This window comes from Neorhizobium alkalisoli, from assembly GCF_007829835.1.
Taxonomy (GTDB): Bacteria; Pseudomonadota; Alphaproteobacteria; order Rhizobiales; family Rhizobiaceae; genus Neorhizobium.
Genome location: NZ_VIWP01000001.1, coordinates 835,387 through 849,611 on the forward strand (window position 1 = coordinate 835,387; position 14,225 = coordinate 849,611).

Sequence of the window (14,225 nt, forward strand, 5' to 3'; positions counted from 1 at the left end):
AGTAACGCAAGGGGGAACGGCATGAGCAATGCTTACCTAACCTACGCCGGAAAACGGCTCGGCCAGGCGGTCGTCGTCATCCTTCTGGCCTATGTCTTCACCTTCGTGGTCGTCAGCATCCTGCCTGGCGACCCGATCACCAGCGTGCTGCGCAACCCGCAGAACGGCTTTAGCGAGCAGGAAATCGCCGAGATCATCGCGGCGCAGGGCCTTGACAAGCCGATCATCGTGCAGCTGTGGAACGCCCTGTCCGGCTTCCTCACCGGCGATCTCGGCATGTCGATGCGGTCCACCCGGCCCGTCTCGACCCTGATCGCCGAGGTTCTTCCCTCGACGCTGATCCTGGCATCGGCCGGGCTCACTGTCGCGCTGATCCTTGCGTTCGCGGTTGCCTATGGCACCCGCTTCGTGCCCAGGCGCTACGGCCAGGGATTGTTGCGGGGTTTCCCGTCGCTTTTCCTGTCGGTGCCGAACTTCGTCATCGGCCTCGTACTGATCCATCTTTTTGGTTTCCAGCTCGGTCTCTTCCGCGTCATCAATCCGAACAGTTTCTGGGCAACGCTGTTTGCGGCGATCGCGCTCGGCATTCCGGTTTCGGCCCAGATCGCCGAAGTCCTCATCGCCAATCTCGACAAGGAAGCGGAGCAGGAATATGCCGCGGTCGCCCGCAGCCGCGGCATCGGCCAGGCACGGCTTTTCGCAAAACACCTGCTGAAACCCGCCTCACTGCCGGTCGTCACCGCCGTCGCGCTGACCATCGGTGAGCTTCTCGGCGGCTCGCTGATCACCGAAACCGTCTTTGGACGCACCGGCGTTGGCAGTCTCGTGCAGCGCTCCGTCAGCACCCAGGACCTGCCCGTGCTGCAGGCGGTCGTTTCGCTCGGGGCTGTCGTCTTCGTGCTCGTCAACCTGATCGCCGACCTTCTCTATCCGCTGCTCGACCCGCGCGTAAAAATCCTCGGCGGCGCGAAACGCCAGCCGACCACGGCGGACGAACCCTCCATCGGTGCGACCAAGGCGGTGACCCCATGACCTTCATTTCCGCATCATCCGGCATCAATCGCGTCAACTGGCTTGCGGCGCTTCGCATGCCGCCGATCGTGGCACTTTCCTTTGTCATCATCGCGATCGTGATTGCCTGGTCGGTCGCACCCGGCCTCTTTACCAGCCATAGCCCAGTCGCCGGCGTGCCGGCGGACAAGCTTCTCCGCCCAAGCCTGGCACACTGGTTCGGCACCGATCACCTCGGCCGCGACGTCTATACTCGCGTGGTCTATGGCACGGCCTCTTCCGTCTCGAGCGCGCTTGTCGCCGTCGTGATCGGGGTGGTCGTCGGGGGGCTTATCGGTCTTTTTGCCGGCTTCCTCGGCGGCTGGGTCGATGTCGTCTTCGCCCGGCTGGTCGATGTGCTTCTGTCGATCCCGAAATTCCTGCTCGCCGTGATCATCGTCACCGCGATCGGCTTCGAGACCATCAATGCCGCCATCGCCACCGGCGTTTCGGCCGTGGCGATTTTTGCCCGCGTCACCCGCGCCGAAGTGTTGAAGACCCGGCAGGCGACCTTCGTCGAGGCGGCATATCTCTCCGGCGGATCGCGCTGGTACATCCTCTGGCGGCACGTGCTTCCGAATGCATCGCGCTCGGTGCTGCCGCTGGCCGTTCTGCAGTTCGGTGAATCCATCCTGGTGATCGCCAGCCTTGCCTTCCTTGGCTACGGCGACCCGCCGCCTGCCTCCGACTGGGGCCTGCTGATCTCGATCGGCAAGGATTATCTGAAATGGCCGTGGCTCGTTTATGCCCCCGCCTTTGTCACCATCTTAACCGTCCTCTCAGTGAACAGGATCAGCCGATGGCTTCGCAAAACAGACTGACCGCCACGCTCATTGACGCAATGACACTGGCGCCCCTACCGCAACCCGCTGCCGCACCGCTGCTCGAGGTCAACGACCTTTCGGTTTCCTATGGCAAACAGGAAGTCGTCCGCGGTGTCGGCTTCGAGCTTGGACGCGGAAAAAGCCTGGCGCTGATCGGCGAATCCGGGTCCGGCAAATCCACGATTGCCCGTGCCATCCTGCGGCTGCTGCCCGCAGGCGCCACGGCGCGCGGAGATGTCGGCTTTGACGGACAGAACCTTCTGGCGCTTCCCGAGCGCCGGTTCCGTCTCTTAAGGGGCCGCGCCATCGGTTTTGTTCCGCAGGATCCCGGCAACGCGCTCAATCCGGTCCGAACGATCGGCGTGCAGGCAATGGAAGCCGCAGCGCTGACGGACGAGCCGAATGCGGCCATCCGCAAGGCCCTCATCCTCGAAACTTTCGCGCAGGTCGGGCTCGACAATCCGCAGCGGGTCTACGACTCCTATCCGCATCAGCTCTCCGGCGGCATGCTTCAGCGTGTGCTGATCGGCCTTGCCGTCCTGCCGCGGCCGGCACTGCTGGTGGCCGACGAACCCACCTCCGCGCTCGATGTGACGATCCAGAAACGGATCCTCGACCTCCTGTCGCGCCTGCAGCACGATCTCGATATCAGTCTGCTTCTCATCACCCATGACCTCGCCATTGCAGCGGAACGGACGGATAGTCTCGTTGTTCTGAAGAACGGCGTGGTGCAGGAGGCGGGCCGGACATCGTCCGTCTTCTCCTCACCGGCCTCGGCCTATGCCAGAAAGCTGCATGCTGACGTTCCGGCCCTCAATCCGGACCGTTATGCCCGGCTGCGCCAAACCGGCCTGCGCCTGCGCGATGCCGACGAAGCACCGAAGATCGAAGTCAGTGCCGTCACCAAAAAATTTGCGGTCGACGGCAAGATCCTGACCGCGGTCGATGACGTCTCCTTCTCGGTCCCGGCCGGCACCACCCATGCACTGGTCGGAGAATCCGGCTCCGGCAAAACAACGACGATCCGGCTTCTGCTGGGTCTCGAAGAGCCGGATAGTGGCACGATTTCCGTTGCCGGCGAGCAGGTTTCCGGTCGCTCGGCCACATCGCTCCGCGCCGTCTGGCGGCATCTTCAGCTGGTCTACCAGAACCCGTTCACCTCGCTCGACCCGACCTGGAGCGTCGAACACCTCGTCCGCGAGCCACTCGACCGCTTCAAAATCGGCACGCCGGAAGAACGCACGAAACATGTTCGTGAGGCGCTCGCCAATGTTGGGCTTGCCGACCATCTTTTGACCCGCAAGCCGGGCGCCCTGTCAGGCGGCCAGCGGCAGCGCGTGGCGATTGCCCGCTCGCTGGTGCTGAAACCCGACGTCATCGTTCTCGACGAACCGACATCGGCACTCGATGTCAGCGTCCAGGCCGATATCGTCGAAGTGCTGCTATCGCTGCAGGCAAAACTCGGCCTCACCTATATCTTCGTCTCCCATGACCTGGCGCTGGTCCGCCAGCTCGCTCACACCGTCTCCGTCATGCAGCGAGGCAGGATCGTCGAGCACGGCAACGTCACAGATATTTTTGGCAATCCGCAGCACGCCTATACCGCCTCGCTGCTGGAATCGATCCCATCCGGCATCACCGAACCGGCGCGCAAGCCGCAACCGGTATCCCGGCAGCATCTGAGACAGGAGCAGTTGGCATGACCATCGCGGCACCCGCGGGCACGCTGCCTGCATATTTTCACCCGAAACAGCGGCTCGGCTTCAACACCCGCGTCTCGTTCAACGACGATGCCGGGCCGGCGCAGGGGCTGCGCGATGGCATCGAACTGTTCAAGGAGGCCGAGAGGCTGGGCTACCAGTCCGGCTGGGCCTATCAGCGGCATTTCGACCACTATCTCTCCTCCCCACTGCCGTTCTTCGCCGCTGTCGGCCAACATACGCAACGCATCACCCTCGGATCGGCGGTCATCCCGATGCGCTATCAGGACCCGATCCTGCTTGCCGAAGCGGCCGGCACGACGGATCTCCTGATTGACGGCAGGCTTGAGCTTACCATCGCGACCGGTGCCAATGGTGCCTTCGACGCCGTGTTCGGAACCGCCGATACCGACGCCCGCACCGAAGCAAAACGCCGTCAGGCCCGTTTTCTCGCAGCGATTTCCGGCGAGGTCCTACACACCGTCACCGAACCGGTCCAGGGTGCAGCGCTGGGGGCCGAGCTACGTGTGACGCCGCACAGTCCGACGCTGCGAAACCGCATCCGGCAGGGTTCGGCCAGCCTTTCCTCGGCGATTCAGGCCGCGGAACTCGGCATCGGCCTGATTACCGGAACCGTCCTGCACGACCATGAGGAAGGCGAAAGTTTTGGGGCGTATCAGGCCCGGCTGATCGAGGCCTATCGCAGCACCTGGCGCCGCATCTGGCAAACGGAACCGCCATCGGTCGCCGTCGCCGCTTCCATTCTGGTCGGCACCACGGCCGAGCTTCGGGAAAAATATGCGGCCTATGATCTCGACCGCCGAACCAATGGCATCGCCGCATCGCGTCCGAAAGGTGCACTTGCGCCTCCAGGCACACCCGCTGGCGCGCAAATATCTCCGGTCTTCCAGGGAACGCCCGATCAGGTGATCGACGCGGTCTTCAACGATCCCGGCCTCGCGGCCGCAGACGAGGTTGTCCTCTTCCTGCCACCAGCCTTCGGGCTTGCTGAAAATGTGCGGCTGCTCACCGATCTCGCCGGCACGGTCGCGCCGCTCTTCGGCTGGTCGCCCGCCCCCGCCGCTTAAGCGGCAAAACCGCAATCGCGATTGCCCAACCTCGTTCAAGGACAGCGGCAGAGAATATTTTCTACATAATCGATAGAAAAAGAAAGACCTGTCTTCCTGACTTCCCTGTCGCTGCTTAACCTTCCCTCATTGCCTGAAAATATCAGACCCAAAATCCCGGTCTCAAAATCTCAAGGAGCGACCCATGACTGCGGAATTCATCAGCGTAAGTTTTCCCAATGCATCGAACGACCTGAACCCCATTCCCGATGCGCCGGTGGATCCGAACTATCTCGAGCGTTATTCGCGCTCGCTCGATGATTATGGGTTCAACTACACGCTGATCCCCTATTCCTCGTCATCCTTCGATCCGTTCACGCTCGGCGCGACGGTTCTCGCCCATACGAAGCACATCAAGATCATCGTCGCTTTGAGGCCGAACACGGTCTATCCGACGGTCGCCGCCAAATCGCTCGCAACCCTCGACCAGCTGAGTGGCGGCCGCGTCGTCGTCCACTTCATTGCCGGCGGCAGCGACGAGGAACAGGCGCGTGAAGGCGATTTCCTCAACAAGGAGGAACGCTACGAGCGGCAGGAAGAATATATCCGCATCCTGCGCCTCGCCTGGACGTCGAAGGAGCCCTTCGACTTCGACGGCAAATATTACCAGTTCAAGCAGTTCCGCAGCGCCGTGCGCCCGACCAATGGCCTCATTCCGATTTCGCTCGGCGGCTCGTCGGATGCCGCCTATCGCATCGGCGGTTCGCTCTGCGATATCTTTGGCCTCTGGGGCGAGCCGCTTGCGGAAACCAAGCAGCAGATCGAACGCATCTACGCCGAGGCCGCCAAGGCCGGCCGCACGGACCGCCCGCGTATCTGGGTCACCTTCCGCCCGATCGTTGCCGAAACCGATGATCTGGCCTGGGAAAAGGCGCACAGGGTCTTGGATCGCCTGAACGAGAACCGCCAGAAGGGCCTCCACCGCTCTCCGCTCAACGCGCCGGCTCCGGCCAATGTCGGTTCGCAGCGTCTGCTGGAAATCGCCAAGCGCGGCGATGTGCATGACCGAGCGCTCTGGTATCCGACCGTGACCGCCACCAATGCAAGCGGCGCCACCACCGCGCTGGTCGGATCGCCGCGGACGATCGCCGATTCCATCCTCGACTATATCGATCTCGGCGCCGACCTGATCTCGATCCGAGGTTACGACAATTACAACGATGCGGTCGATTACGGGCGTTACGTCCTGCCGCTCGTGCGGGAAGGCATTCGCGAACGGGAAGAAGCAAAGAGGAAGGCCGCGGCCTGATGCCGGTGGTCCGGCACCGCTACCGGACCAGCACTCCCGCTTCCTTTCTCCAATGCAGCCGGCCATCCGTCTTCTCGTGACGGGTGCCCTCTCTTCCTGAAGCCAGAAGGCAAACCGCATGTCCTATGATCCAATCGCCCTTGATGCTGCCGTGCGTGTTCTCGCCGAGGCCGCACCCGAAGCGGACCAGACCGGCCAGTTTCCCTGGACCGGCATTCGCGCCGTTCATCAGGCGGGCCTTCTCGAAAGCACTGTCGCCACCCGTTATGGCGGCCCCGGCGGCACATTGAGCACTGCCGCCCATATTCTCGCCGAACTCGGACGCGGCGATCCGTCAGTGGCGCTGATCAGCGCCATGACGATCTTCAACCATCTGGGACAGGCGACGAAGAGCCACTGGCCGGACGGTCTCTACCGGCATCTGCTGGGGCAGGCACGGCAGCAGCCGCTGCTCCTCAATGCCGCGCGTGTCGAACCGGAACTCGGTTCTCCCGCCCGCGGCGGCTTGCCGGCAACGCGCGCCCGCCGCACGGCAAACGGTTGGTCGATCAGCGGCACCAAGCGTTTTGTCACGGGCGCCCATGGCCTCACGCATTTCCTCGTCTGGGCCCATACGGACGAAGTGCAGGCGCGCGTTGGGACCTTCGTCGTGCCGAACGGCCTGCCCGGCATCAAGGTCATCGAAAACTGGAAGAGCCTCGGCATGCGCGCCACCGGCTCCCATGACGTCGAATATACCGATGTCGAAATTCCGGCGGAAAACGTGCTGGAGCTCGTCGATCCATCCGTCGCCCAGCAGGATAACCGAGGCCATGCGGCGATCACGCTGGCGCTGACCGCAATCTATCTCGGGGCCGCCGAAGCCGCACAGGAAGCCTTCATCCGTTTTGCGCATGAACGCGTTCCTGCCAATCTGGGCCATCCGATCGCCCGCACCGAGCGTTTCATCAATCTTTCGGGCGAGATCGACCTCCTGGTCTCCGGCGCCCGCCAGATTATTTTTGGCGCGCTCGAAAACAATCTCGGCGATGCGGAAAGACTGATCAGGGCACGGCTGCTGGCCGGCCGGCAGATCCGCGATGCGGTTGAGATCGCCGTGCGCGGCATCGGCAATCCCGGCCTCAATGCCGATCTCGGCCTTGAGCGACACTTTCGCGATATCCAGTCCGTCCTCGTTCATGCGCCGCAGGAGGATACGTCCGTCGCCATTCTTGGCCGCGCCGCTTTCGATCGCTGGAACAAAGCGGAAGCAAGTCGGTCGGACTATCCGGAACAGCTACCCATTCTGAAGACAGCCTGACCCGGCAAACCCATTTTTGAAAGGAACCTGAATGAGCAACAACCTGATCGTCGGTTTCTCCGGCAATATCTCCCGCCCTTCGAGCACGAAGCGTTTTGTCGAGAGCGTGACGGAGGCACTGGCAAAGCAGGCGGGCCTCAAGCACGAGGTCTTTGATATCGAGGATCTCGGAACCTCGCTGACGGCGGCAAGATCCGTGGCGGATCTCGATCCCGCCGCACGGCGCGTCATCAGGACGATCATCAATGCCGAGGCGCTCGTGATCGGATCGCCAACCTACAAGGGCAGCTATACCGGCCTGTTCAAGCACGTCATCGACCTGCTCGATCCTTCAGACCTGCGCGGCAAGCCGATCGTCCTGACGGCAACCGGCGGCGGCGACCGGCATTCGCTCGTGGTCGAGCATCAGCTGCGCCCGCTCTTCGCATTCTTCGAGGCCTTCGTGACGCCGACGGCGATCTACGCATCAGGCCGCGATTTCACAGACGGCGCGCCTTCGCCCGCGATCCTGAACCGCGTGAACCAGGCGCTTGGCGAAGCTTCGCTGCTTCTGAGCGCTCGCTCGCTCTCGGCAGCGATCGCAGCGGAATGAGCGATGACCGCTCCCGCTTTCATCGAAACAGTAACGTGCGGAATGTGGGTCATGAATAGAGCCCCAGCGATCTCCGATACATATCTCTGATCATGACAGCAGCAGGAAAATATGTGGTCGGCATAACCGATCACATGATCGGCACGCCCGATCTCGAGGCAGAAGTACTTGGCGATGATGTCGAGATCGATTTTTTCGCCAGTACCGACGAAGCGTCGTTTTCGCCCGAACGCCTGGCACGGCTTGATGCCCTGATGGTCTGGGGCGCACGGCTCGGAGCCAAGAGCATCGCGCATCTCAACCGTTGCCGCGGCGTCGTGCGTTATGGTGTCGGCTACGAGAAGATCGACCTCGATGCACTGGCCAAAGCCGGCATTCCCTTCGCCAACAATCCCGATTACGGCACGGAGGAAGTCGCCGATCATGCGCTGGCGATGATCCTCTCCCTGCATCGGCGGCTCTGGGAACATGATGCCCGCGCCCGCGCCTATAGATCCGGATGGCAGGTCCACAGCCTCAAGCCGCTTTCCCGCTCGAACAAGGCGACGGTCGGCGTTGTCGGCGTCGGCAGGATCGGCACGGCGGTGATCAACCGGTTAAAGCCCTTCGGTTTCCGCATTCTCGGCTACGACCCGGGTCAACCGCCGGGCCATGAAAAGGCCATCGGATATGAGCGCATCGACCGGCTGGACGCGCTGTTCGAGCAGGCGGATATCGTCACCCTGCATTGTCCTGCGAATGGCGAGACGCGTGGCCTTCTGGGCAAGGACGGACTTGCCCGCTTGAAGCCCGGCGCCATCATCGTCAACACCGCGCGCGGCGAACTGATCGAGGATTTTGACGCGCTCGAAGCCTCGCTCCGGAGCGGGCATCTTGCCGCGGCAGCGATCGACACCCTGGTCACAGAGCCGCCCGGTGACCACGCCCTGCTGACCGCCTGGCGGAATCGCGAGGACTGGCTCGCAGGCCGGCTGGTGATCACGCCGCACAATGCCTTCTATTCCGACCATGCCGCCGTCGAGATGCGCCTGAATGCTGCAAAGACGGTAAAAATACTGCTCGACGAGGGCAGGCTTCGAAATCGGATCACGGACAGGTCATGACAAACCAATCCGAGTTCCTCTGGTACATTCCCAATGACGTAAAAGCCGGTCATCGCGGCGATGTCACCGCTCCGGATCACAACAGTCTCGACACGCTGACCACCCAGGCAAAAGCGATGGAGGAGCACGGCTGGAAAGGCGCCCTGATCGGCACAGGCTGGGGCCGTCCCGACACGTTCACGCTGGCGACCGCGCTTGTCGCCCGCACCACGACCTTCGAGCCGCTGATCGCCGCCAGACCGGGATATTGGAAGCCGGCAAACTTTGCATCGGCCGCCACGACCCTCGACCAGCTGAGCGGCGGTCGCGTGCGCGTCAATGTCGTCTCCGGGCCGGATGCGCTTGCGGCCTATGGCGACACGGAAGGCGATCAGGCGCAGCGTTATGCGCGCACGAAAGAATTCATGCGGCTGGTCCGCAGGCTCTGGACCGAAGAAGACGTCACCTTCGACGGCGACCATTTTCAGGTTTCCGGCTCGACTGTCGTGCCAAGACCCGCGCAGATCGGCGATCGTCTCCATCCAAAACTCTATTTCGGCGGCGCGTCGGAGGCCGCCGAACAGGTCGCCGCAACCGAGGCGGACGTCCAGCTCTTCTGGGGTGAGCCGCTTGAAGGTCTACGGGAGCGGATCGAACGGCTGAAGACCTTGAGTGCAAGGCTCGACCGCGACCTGCCGCCGCTCGAATTCGGGCTGCGGATCACGACGCTCGTCCGCGACACGACCGAACAGGCCTGGGCGGATGCCGAAGCCAAGGTCGCGAAGATGGCCGAGGGATCGGCGGGAAGCTGGCAGGACCACCGCCACGGCATCGCTGTCGGCCAAAAGCGCCTGCTCGACCTTACCGGCCGGGGCGATGTACTGGATGACAATCTATACACCGCGCCGGGCAAATTCGGTGGTGGCGGAGCGGGAACCACATGGCTTGTCGGCTCCGCGGAGGATGTGGCCCGCTCGCTGCGCAAATATGAGGCGCTCGGGATTAGCCATTTCGTGCTCTCCGACACCCCCTATCTGACGGAGATAAAGCGGCAGGGCAGCAAGCTGCTTCCGCTCATGATCTGACATATCGGCAGGAAAAGACGGATAACGAGAAAAAACGGCTCAGTTCGGCTCGCTATTTGAAGGTTTATTCCTTCTCCAGACAACCGCTCCGTGGCTGAATGCTGCGTTAATTCGGGGAGGTTGCCCAGGGAGAATACGATGAGCAGGGTCATCAACTTGGCAAACAAGCTCAGGGCCGTGGCCCCTCATATACGAACCGAGGACGAGGCGATCGACGCCGCGAGGGCGCTCGCGAACGAAATCCGTATCGGATCGAGCCTGCGCGACCGCCAGCGGATATTGCCGCATCAGGAGATGGAGCTGACCGCCCAGTCCGGCATTCTCGGCGTCACCGTTCCCGCAGACTACGGCGGCGCGGATATTTCCAACCCGTTTCTGGCCGAGGTTCTGGCGATCCTGTCAGAGGCCGACAGTTCGGTCGGCCAGATCCCACAGAACCATTTCTACATTCTCGAAGTCCTCCGGCTTGCCGGCAGCGAGGAGCAGAAGCGCTATTTCTTCACCAGGGCACTGTCGGGAGATCATTTCGCCAATGCCCTTGCCGAAAAAAACACCGACGCTGCCGGCGTGATCGGCACGAGACTGGTCGAGGACGGTCCCGGTTATCGGATATCCGGCCAGAAATATTATTCGACCGGCGCCCTGTTTGCCGACTGGATCGCGGTCTTCGCGCTCGATCCGCAGGACCGGACCGTGATGGCAATCGTGCCGCGCGAAACGGATGGCCTGACGATCACTGATGACTGGGCAGGGTTTGGCCAGCGAACGACTGCCAGCGGCACAGTCACCATCGACAATATCTATGTGACGGCGGATTCCGTCATCGCCTACGACAAGGCCTTCGAAACGCCGGCACCGCTCGGATCACTCGGCCAGCTTCTGCATGCTGCCGTCGATCTCGGCATTGCCCGCGCTGCCTTTGCCGACATGATCGATTTCGTCAAGAACCGGTCGCGCGGCAATCGCAATCTCGGCATCGAGACCGCCAGCGACGATCCGCTGACCGTTGCAAAGACCGGATCGATCGCCGTCAGGATAGAGGCGGCTGCAGCCGTGATCGAGCGTGCCGGCCGCAAGGTGGACATGGCCCAGGTCTCGCCATCGCCGGAAGCGGCGGCAGAAGCATCGCTTGCGGTGGCCGCGGCAAAAATCCTGACGACAGAAGCAGCCCTGGAAGCGACGAACGCGCTCTTCGAGCTTGCCGGAACCTCGGCGACGGACGAGAATTTGAATCTCGACCGCCACTGGCGCAACGCGCGAACCCATACGGTTCACGACCCGGTCCGCTGGAAGCACCATGCGATCGGCGATTTTCACCTCAATGGCAGGCTGCCGCGACCGAACGGCCAGTTCTGATCAAAGCGCCTGCTTTTCGGTGGACGGCATAGACCGCTTGGCGGCCATTTCCTCCAGCGTCATGTTGTCGAGAACGGCGGAAATGGCATCGCGGACTTCCGTCATCGAATGCCGCACCTGACAGTCTTCCGGATCGGCGCAGTCGTCACAAGGTTCGAATGCCGTCTTGCTGGCGCAGCGGATCGGCGCGAGCGGGCCGTCGAGAATACGGACGGCCTGGCCGATGGAGATCTGCGAGGCGGGTTTCGACAGGGCGTAGCCCCCACCCGGCCCTTTTTTGGATCGCAGAATACCGCCCTTGCGCAATTCCAGAAGAATGGCATCGAGAAACTTCTTGGAAATATTGTTCTGCTCTGCAATCTCGCTGACGAAAGCGGTCTTGCCGGGTTCGAGCTTGGCGAGATGGATCAGCGCCTTCAACCCGTATTTGCCTTTTTTGGTCAGCATCGAAAGTCCAAATCAGCCGGAAGCGGCCGCGATCATTTGCCTGTAACAACGATCGATACAGGAGGCCCGGAAAAGCTTCAATCCGGAGTGGTCCAACAAACGGGCCATATCCTGGACATCAGCCTTCGATCGGCTTGAAGTGGACTAGCACGGACTTCAGCTCGACCTCGCGAACCCGCCGCGCAGCCTCGTCGGGGCTGACCCAGGCCAGAACGCGCTGCCCTCTTTCCTTGAAGTCTTCGCGGATCTCCGTGACCTTGACCTGGTACAACTCGACCATGACCGGCGTGACATCGCCATTGTCCAGTTCTTTCAAATAGATGTAGCGGCCGACGGTCACCTTGTTTGCCTTGCCGCGGACACCGGCCTCCTCCCAGGCTTCCGTGGCGGCGGCCTGATGCGGCTTCTTTCGCTTCATCGGCCAACCCTTGGGAATGACCCATCTGCCGGTGTCGCGGGAGGTAATCACGAGGATTTCGATCCCGGAATTTCCTTCAACCTGACGAAAACACAGCGCACCATATTGCACCCGGAAAGCACCGGTGAACAGCTTGCCGGGCTCCTGCGCAAGCTCTCTCAGCAGATTTTGGGATGAGGTCGGGCGCGATTTCCGGCCCTTTTTCCTGGGTTTCATGTCGATCGGAGCTTGTCAAATTTCCCTTTGTGTATCAATTGCCTGTAGAGTTTTATGACAGATTTATGACAGTCATCCACATGGAAAGGCCAGCGCCATGATGAGCGTGTTTCGTAAGCTCATGCCCCGCGAAGACAAGTTCTTCGATATGTTTCGCGACCATTCGAAGACGGTCGTCGAGGCAGCACATGCCCTGAACGAGCTTCTGCAGGGGCAGGGTGTAGAGAAAAATTGCGAACGCATCGTGGCACTGGAAAACGAAGCGGACCGCATTACCCATGAGGTGCTGCAGGCGGTCAGGCGCAGTTTCATCACGCCGTTCGATCGCGGCGATATCAAGGATCTGATCCAGTCGATGGATGATGCCATCGACACCATGCACAAGACAGTGAAAACGATCCGGCTGTTCGAGCAGACCAGCTTTTCCCCCCTGATGCAGCAGATGGGCGGCGAGATCGTCAAGGCAGCAGACCTGATTGCGGAAGCCATCCCTCTTCTCGACAAGCTTGGTGCGAATGCGCAGCGCCTTTCGAGCATTGCCGAGGAGATCACCCGCGTCGAGGGCCGGTCGGACGAACTGCATGACGAAGGTTTGAAAGACCTGTTCCGCCAGCACGGCGCCACCGGCGACGCGATGGCCTACATGATCAGCAGCGAGATCTACGGCAACCTCGAGAAAGTGGTGGACCGCTTCGAGGACGTTGCCAATGAGATCAGCGGCATTCTGATCGAGAACGTCTGATGGATGCCGTTCTCAGCCTTCCGCTGCTTGTCGGCCTGATTGGCGTCGCCCTTTTCTTCGATTTCCTGAATGGCCTGCACGATGCGGCAAATTCCATTGCCACGATCGTCTCGACCCGGGTGCTGCGGCCGCAATATGCCGTGGCCTGGGCCGCGTTCTTCAACTTCATCGCCTTCTTGTTCTTCGGCCTCCATGTTGCCGAGACACTCGGGACCGGCATCATCGATCCGTCGATCGTCTCACCGCAACTGATCTTCGCGGCGCTGATCGGAGCGATCGTCTGGAACATCGTCACATGGATGTTCGGCATTCCCTCCAGCTCCTCTCATGCGCTTGTCGGCGGCCTCGTCGGCGCGGGCCTAGCGAAGGTCGGTTTCAGCGTGATCGTCTGGAACGGCCTTCTGAAAACGGTGGGCGCAATTTTTCTGTCGCCGGCAATCGGATTTTTCCTCGCGCTCATTCTCGTATTGATCGTCTCCTGGCTATTCGTCCGGCAGACACCATTCGCGGTGGATCGCACCTTCCGCTACATGCAGTTCATTTCGGCGTCGGCCTATTCCCTTGGCCATGGTGGCAATGACGCCCAGAAGACAATGGGCATCATCGCCATACTGCTTTTCAGCCAGGGGCAGCTGGGCTCGACCTTTTACGTTCCGCTCTGGGTGGTAATTTCCTGCCAGTCGGCCATGGCGCTCGGGACGCTTTTCGGCGGCTGGCGTATCGTCCATACCATGGGCTCGAAGATCACCCGGCTCAATCCGATGCAGGGTTTTTGCGCCGAAACCGGCGGCGCGCTGACGCTGTTCGGGGCGACCTGGCTCGGCATCCCGGTCTCGACCACGCATACGATCACCGGGGCGATCGTCGGTGTCGGTGCCGCTCGCCGCGTTTCCGCCGTCCGCTGGGGCATTGCCGGCAATATCGTCATCGCTTGGGTGGTAACCATGCCGGCGGCGATGATCATCTCGGCAGCAGCCTACAAGCTGATCGACTGGATGAGCTGAGGAGGTAGAGCCCCTCCAAACTGGAGGGTCTCT

14 protein-coding genes are annotated in these 14,225 nt (G+C 61.7%); 12 read left to right on the top strand and 2 right to left on the bottom strand.

Translation table 11 applies throughout. The features are described 5' to 3' along the window. Window positions 1-21: 21 nt before the first annotated feature. From FHW37_RS03695 to FHW37_RS03740, 10 genes are all read left to right on the top strand, one after another. Window positions 22-1,032 (top strand): ABC transporter permease, encoded by a 1,011-nt coding sequence (locus tag FHW37_RS03695; RefSeq protein WP_145632626.1) that lies wholly within the window; start codon window positions 22-24, stop codon window positions 1,030-1,032. After that, window positions 1,029-1,871 carry an ABC transporter permease gene (locus FHW37_RS03700; protein ID WP_145632629.1) on the top strand — a complete coding sequence of 281 codons (843 nt, stop codon included), beginning with the start codon at window positions 1,029-1,031 and terminating at the stop codon, window positions 1,869-1,871. The genes FHW37_RS03695 and FHW37_RS03700 overlap by 4 nt, the downstream gene beginning before the upstream one ends. Then, the gene (locus tag FHW37_RS03705; RefSeq protein WP_145632632.1) at window positions 1,850-3,577 is read left to right on the top strand and encodes an ABC transporter ATP-binding protein; all 1,728 of its coding nucleotides are present in this window, start codon (window positions 1,850-1,852) and stop codon (window positions 3,575-3,577) included. Before FHW37_RS03700 ends, FHW37_RS03705 begins: the two co-directional genes overlap by 22 nt. After that, window positions 3,574-4,662 (top strand): LLM class flavin-dependent oxidoreductase, encoded by a 1,089-nt coding sequence (locus tag FHW37_RS03710; protein ID WP_145632635.1) that lies wholly within the window; start codon window positions 3,574-3,576, stop codon window positions 4,660-4,662. The genes FHW37_RS03705 and FHW37_RS03710 overlap by 4 nt, the downstream gene beginning before the upstream one ends. A gap of 184 nt (window positions 4,663-4,846) precedes the next feature. Beyond that, window positions 4,847-5,950 carry an LLM class flavin-dependent oxidoreductase gene (locus tag FHW37_RS03715; protein ID WP_145632638.1) on the top strand — a complete coding sequence of 368 codons (1,104 nt, stop codon included), beginning with the start codon at window positions 4,847-4,849 and terminating at the stop codon, window positions 5,948-5,950. A gap of 118 nt (window positions 5,951-6,068) precedes the next feature. Then, window positions 6,069-7,250 (top strand): acyl-CoA dehydrogenase family protein, encoded by a 1,182-nt coding sequence (locus FHW37_RS03720; RefSeq protein ID WP_145632640.1) that lies wholly within the window; start codon window positions 6,069-6,071, stop codon window positions 7,248-7,250. A 31-nt stretch (window positions 7,251-7,281) separates the two neighbouring features. Then, on the top strand, window positions 7,282-7,842 hold the full coding sequence (gene msuE / locus FHW37_RS03725; RefSeq protein WP_145632643.1) for an FMN reductase: 561 nt from the start codon (window positions 7,282-7,284) through the stop codon (window positions 7,840-7,842). 92 nt (window positions 7,843-7,934) lie between these two features. Beyond that, window positions 7,935-8,945 carry a C-terminal binding protein gene (locus tag FHW37_RS03730; protein ID WP_145632646.1) on the top strand — a complete coding sequence of 337 codons (1,011 nt, stop codon included), beginning with the start codon at window positions 7,935-7,937 and terminating at the stop codon, window positions 8,943-8,945. Then, complete coding sequence (locus tag FHW37_RS03735; RefSeq protein WP_145632649.1) at window positions 8,942-10,009, top strand: LLM class flavin-dependent oxidoreductase; 1,068 nt, start codon at window positions 8,942-8,944, stop codon at window positions 10,007-10,009. The genes FHW37_RS03730 and FHW37_RS03735 overlap by 4 nt, the downstream gene beginning before the upstream one ends. Before the next feature lie 138 nt (window positions 10,010-10,147). Continuing rightward, entirely contained in the window at window positions 10,148-11,365 is a 1,218-nt protein-coding gene (locus FHW37_RS03740; protein ID WP_145632652.1) for an SfnB family sulfur acquisition oxidoreductase, read from the top strand. Here the strand turns inward: FHW37_RS03740 and FHW37_RS03745 are convergent, their stop codons facing one another. Beyond that, the gene (locus FHW37_RS03745) at window positions 11,366-11,812 is read right to left on the bottom strand and encodes an RrF2 family transcriptional regulator (RefSeq protein WP_145632655.1); all 447 of its coding nucleotides are present in this window, start codon (window positions 11,810-11,812) and stop codon (window positions 11,366-11,368) included. It abuts the gene before it with no gap. A gap of 118 nt (window positions 11,813-11,930) precedes the next feature. Beyond that, window positions 11,931-12,446, bottom strand: coding sequence for an NUDIX hydrolase (locus tag FHW37_RS03750; RefSeq protein WP_145632658.1), 516 nt, complete (start codon window positions 12,444-12,446; stop codon window positions 11,931-11,933). Window positions 12,447-12,543: 97 nt separating this feature from the next. On the opposite strand from FHW37_RS03750, the gene FHW37_RS03755 reads away from it, so the two are divergent. After that, on the top strand, window positions 12,544-13,188 hold the full coding sequence (locus FHW37_RS03755) for a DUF47 domain-containing protein (RefSeq protein ID WP_145632661.1): 645 nt from the start codon (window positions 12,544-12,546) through the stop codon (window positions 13,186-13,188). Beyond that, a complete protein-coding gene (locus FHW37_RS03760) occupies window positions 13,188-14,192 on the top strand; it encodes an inorganic phosphate transporter (protein ID WP_145632664.1) in 1,005 nt (334 codons plus the stop codon). Before FHW37_RS03755 ends, FHW37_RS03760 begins: the two co-directional genes overlap by 1 nt. Window positions 14,193-14,225 lie beyond the last annotated feature (33 nt).

Bases quoted from the DNA above. Each gene is read 5' to 3' on its own strand.
- FHW37_RS03695 (WP_145632626.1), top strand. From the start codon at position 22: ATGAGCAATGCTTACCTAACCTACGCCGGAAAACGGCTCGGCCAGGCG.
- FHW37_RS03700 (WP_145632629.1), top strand. From the start codon at position 1,029: ATGACCTTCATTTCCGCATCATCCGGCATCAATCGCGTCAACTGGCTT.
- FHW37_RS03705 (WP_145632632.1), top strand. From the start codon at position 1,850: ATGGCTTCGCAAAACAGACTGACCGCCACGCTCATTGACGCAATGACA.
- FHW37_RS03710 (WP_145632635.1), top strand. From the start codon at position 3,574: ATGACCATCGCGGCACCCGCGGGCACGCTGCCTGCATATTTTCACCCG.
- FHW37_RS03715 (WP_145632638.1), top strand. From the start codon at position 4,847: ATGACTGCGGAATTCATCAGCGTAAGTTTTCCCAATGCATCGAACGAC.
- FHW37_RS03720 (WP_145632640.1), top strand. From the start codon at position 6,069: ATGTCCTATGATCCAATCGCCCTTGATGCTGCCGTGCGTGTTCTCGCC.
- msuE (WP_145632643.1), top strand. From the start codon at position 7,282: ATGAGCAACAACCTGATCGTCGGTTTCTCCGGCAATATCTCCCGCCCT.
- FHW37_RS03730 (WP_145632646.1), top strand. From the start codon at position 7,935: ATGACAGCAGCAGGAAAATATGTGGTCGGCATAACCGATCACATGATC.
- FHW37_RS03735 (WP_145632649.1), top strand. From the start codon at position 8,942: ATGACAAACCAATCCGAGTTCCTCTGGTACATTCCCAATGACGTAAAA.
- FHW37_RS03740 (WP_145632652.1), top strand. From the start codon at position 10,148: ATGAGCAGGGTCATCAACTTGGCAAACAAGCTCAGGGCCGTGGCCCCT.
- FHW37_RS03745 (WP_145632655.1), bottom strand. From the start codon at position 11,812: ATGCTGACCAAAAAAGGCAAATACGGGTTGAAGGCGCTGATCCATCTC.
- FHW37_RS03750 (WP_145632658.1), bottom strand. From the start codon at position 12,446: ATGAAACCCAGGAAAAAGGGCCGGAAATCGCGCCCGACCTCATCCCAA.
- FHW37_RS03755 (WP_145632661.1), top strand. From the start codon at position 12,544: ATGATGAGCGTGTTTCGTAAGCTCATGCCCCGCGAAGACAAGTTCTTC.
- FHW37_RS03760 (WP_145632664.1), top strand. From the start codon at position 13,188: ATGGATGCCGTTCTCAGCCTTCCGCTGCTTGTCGGCCTGATTGGCGTC.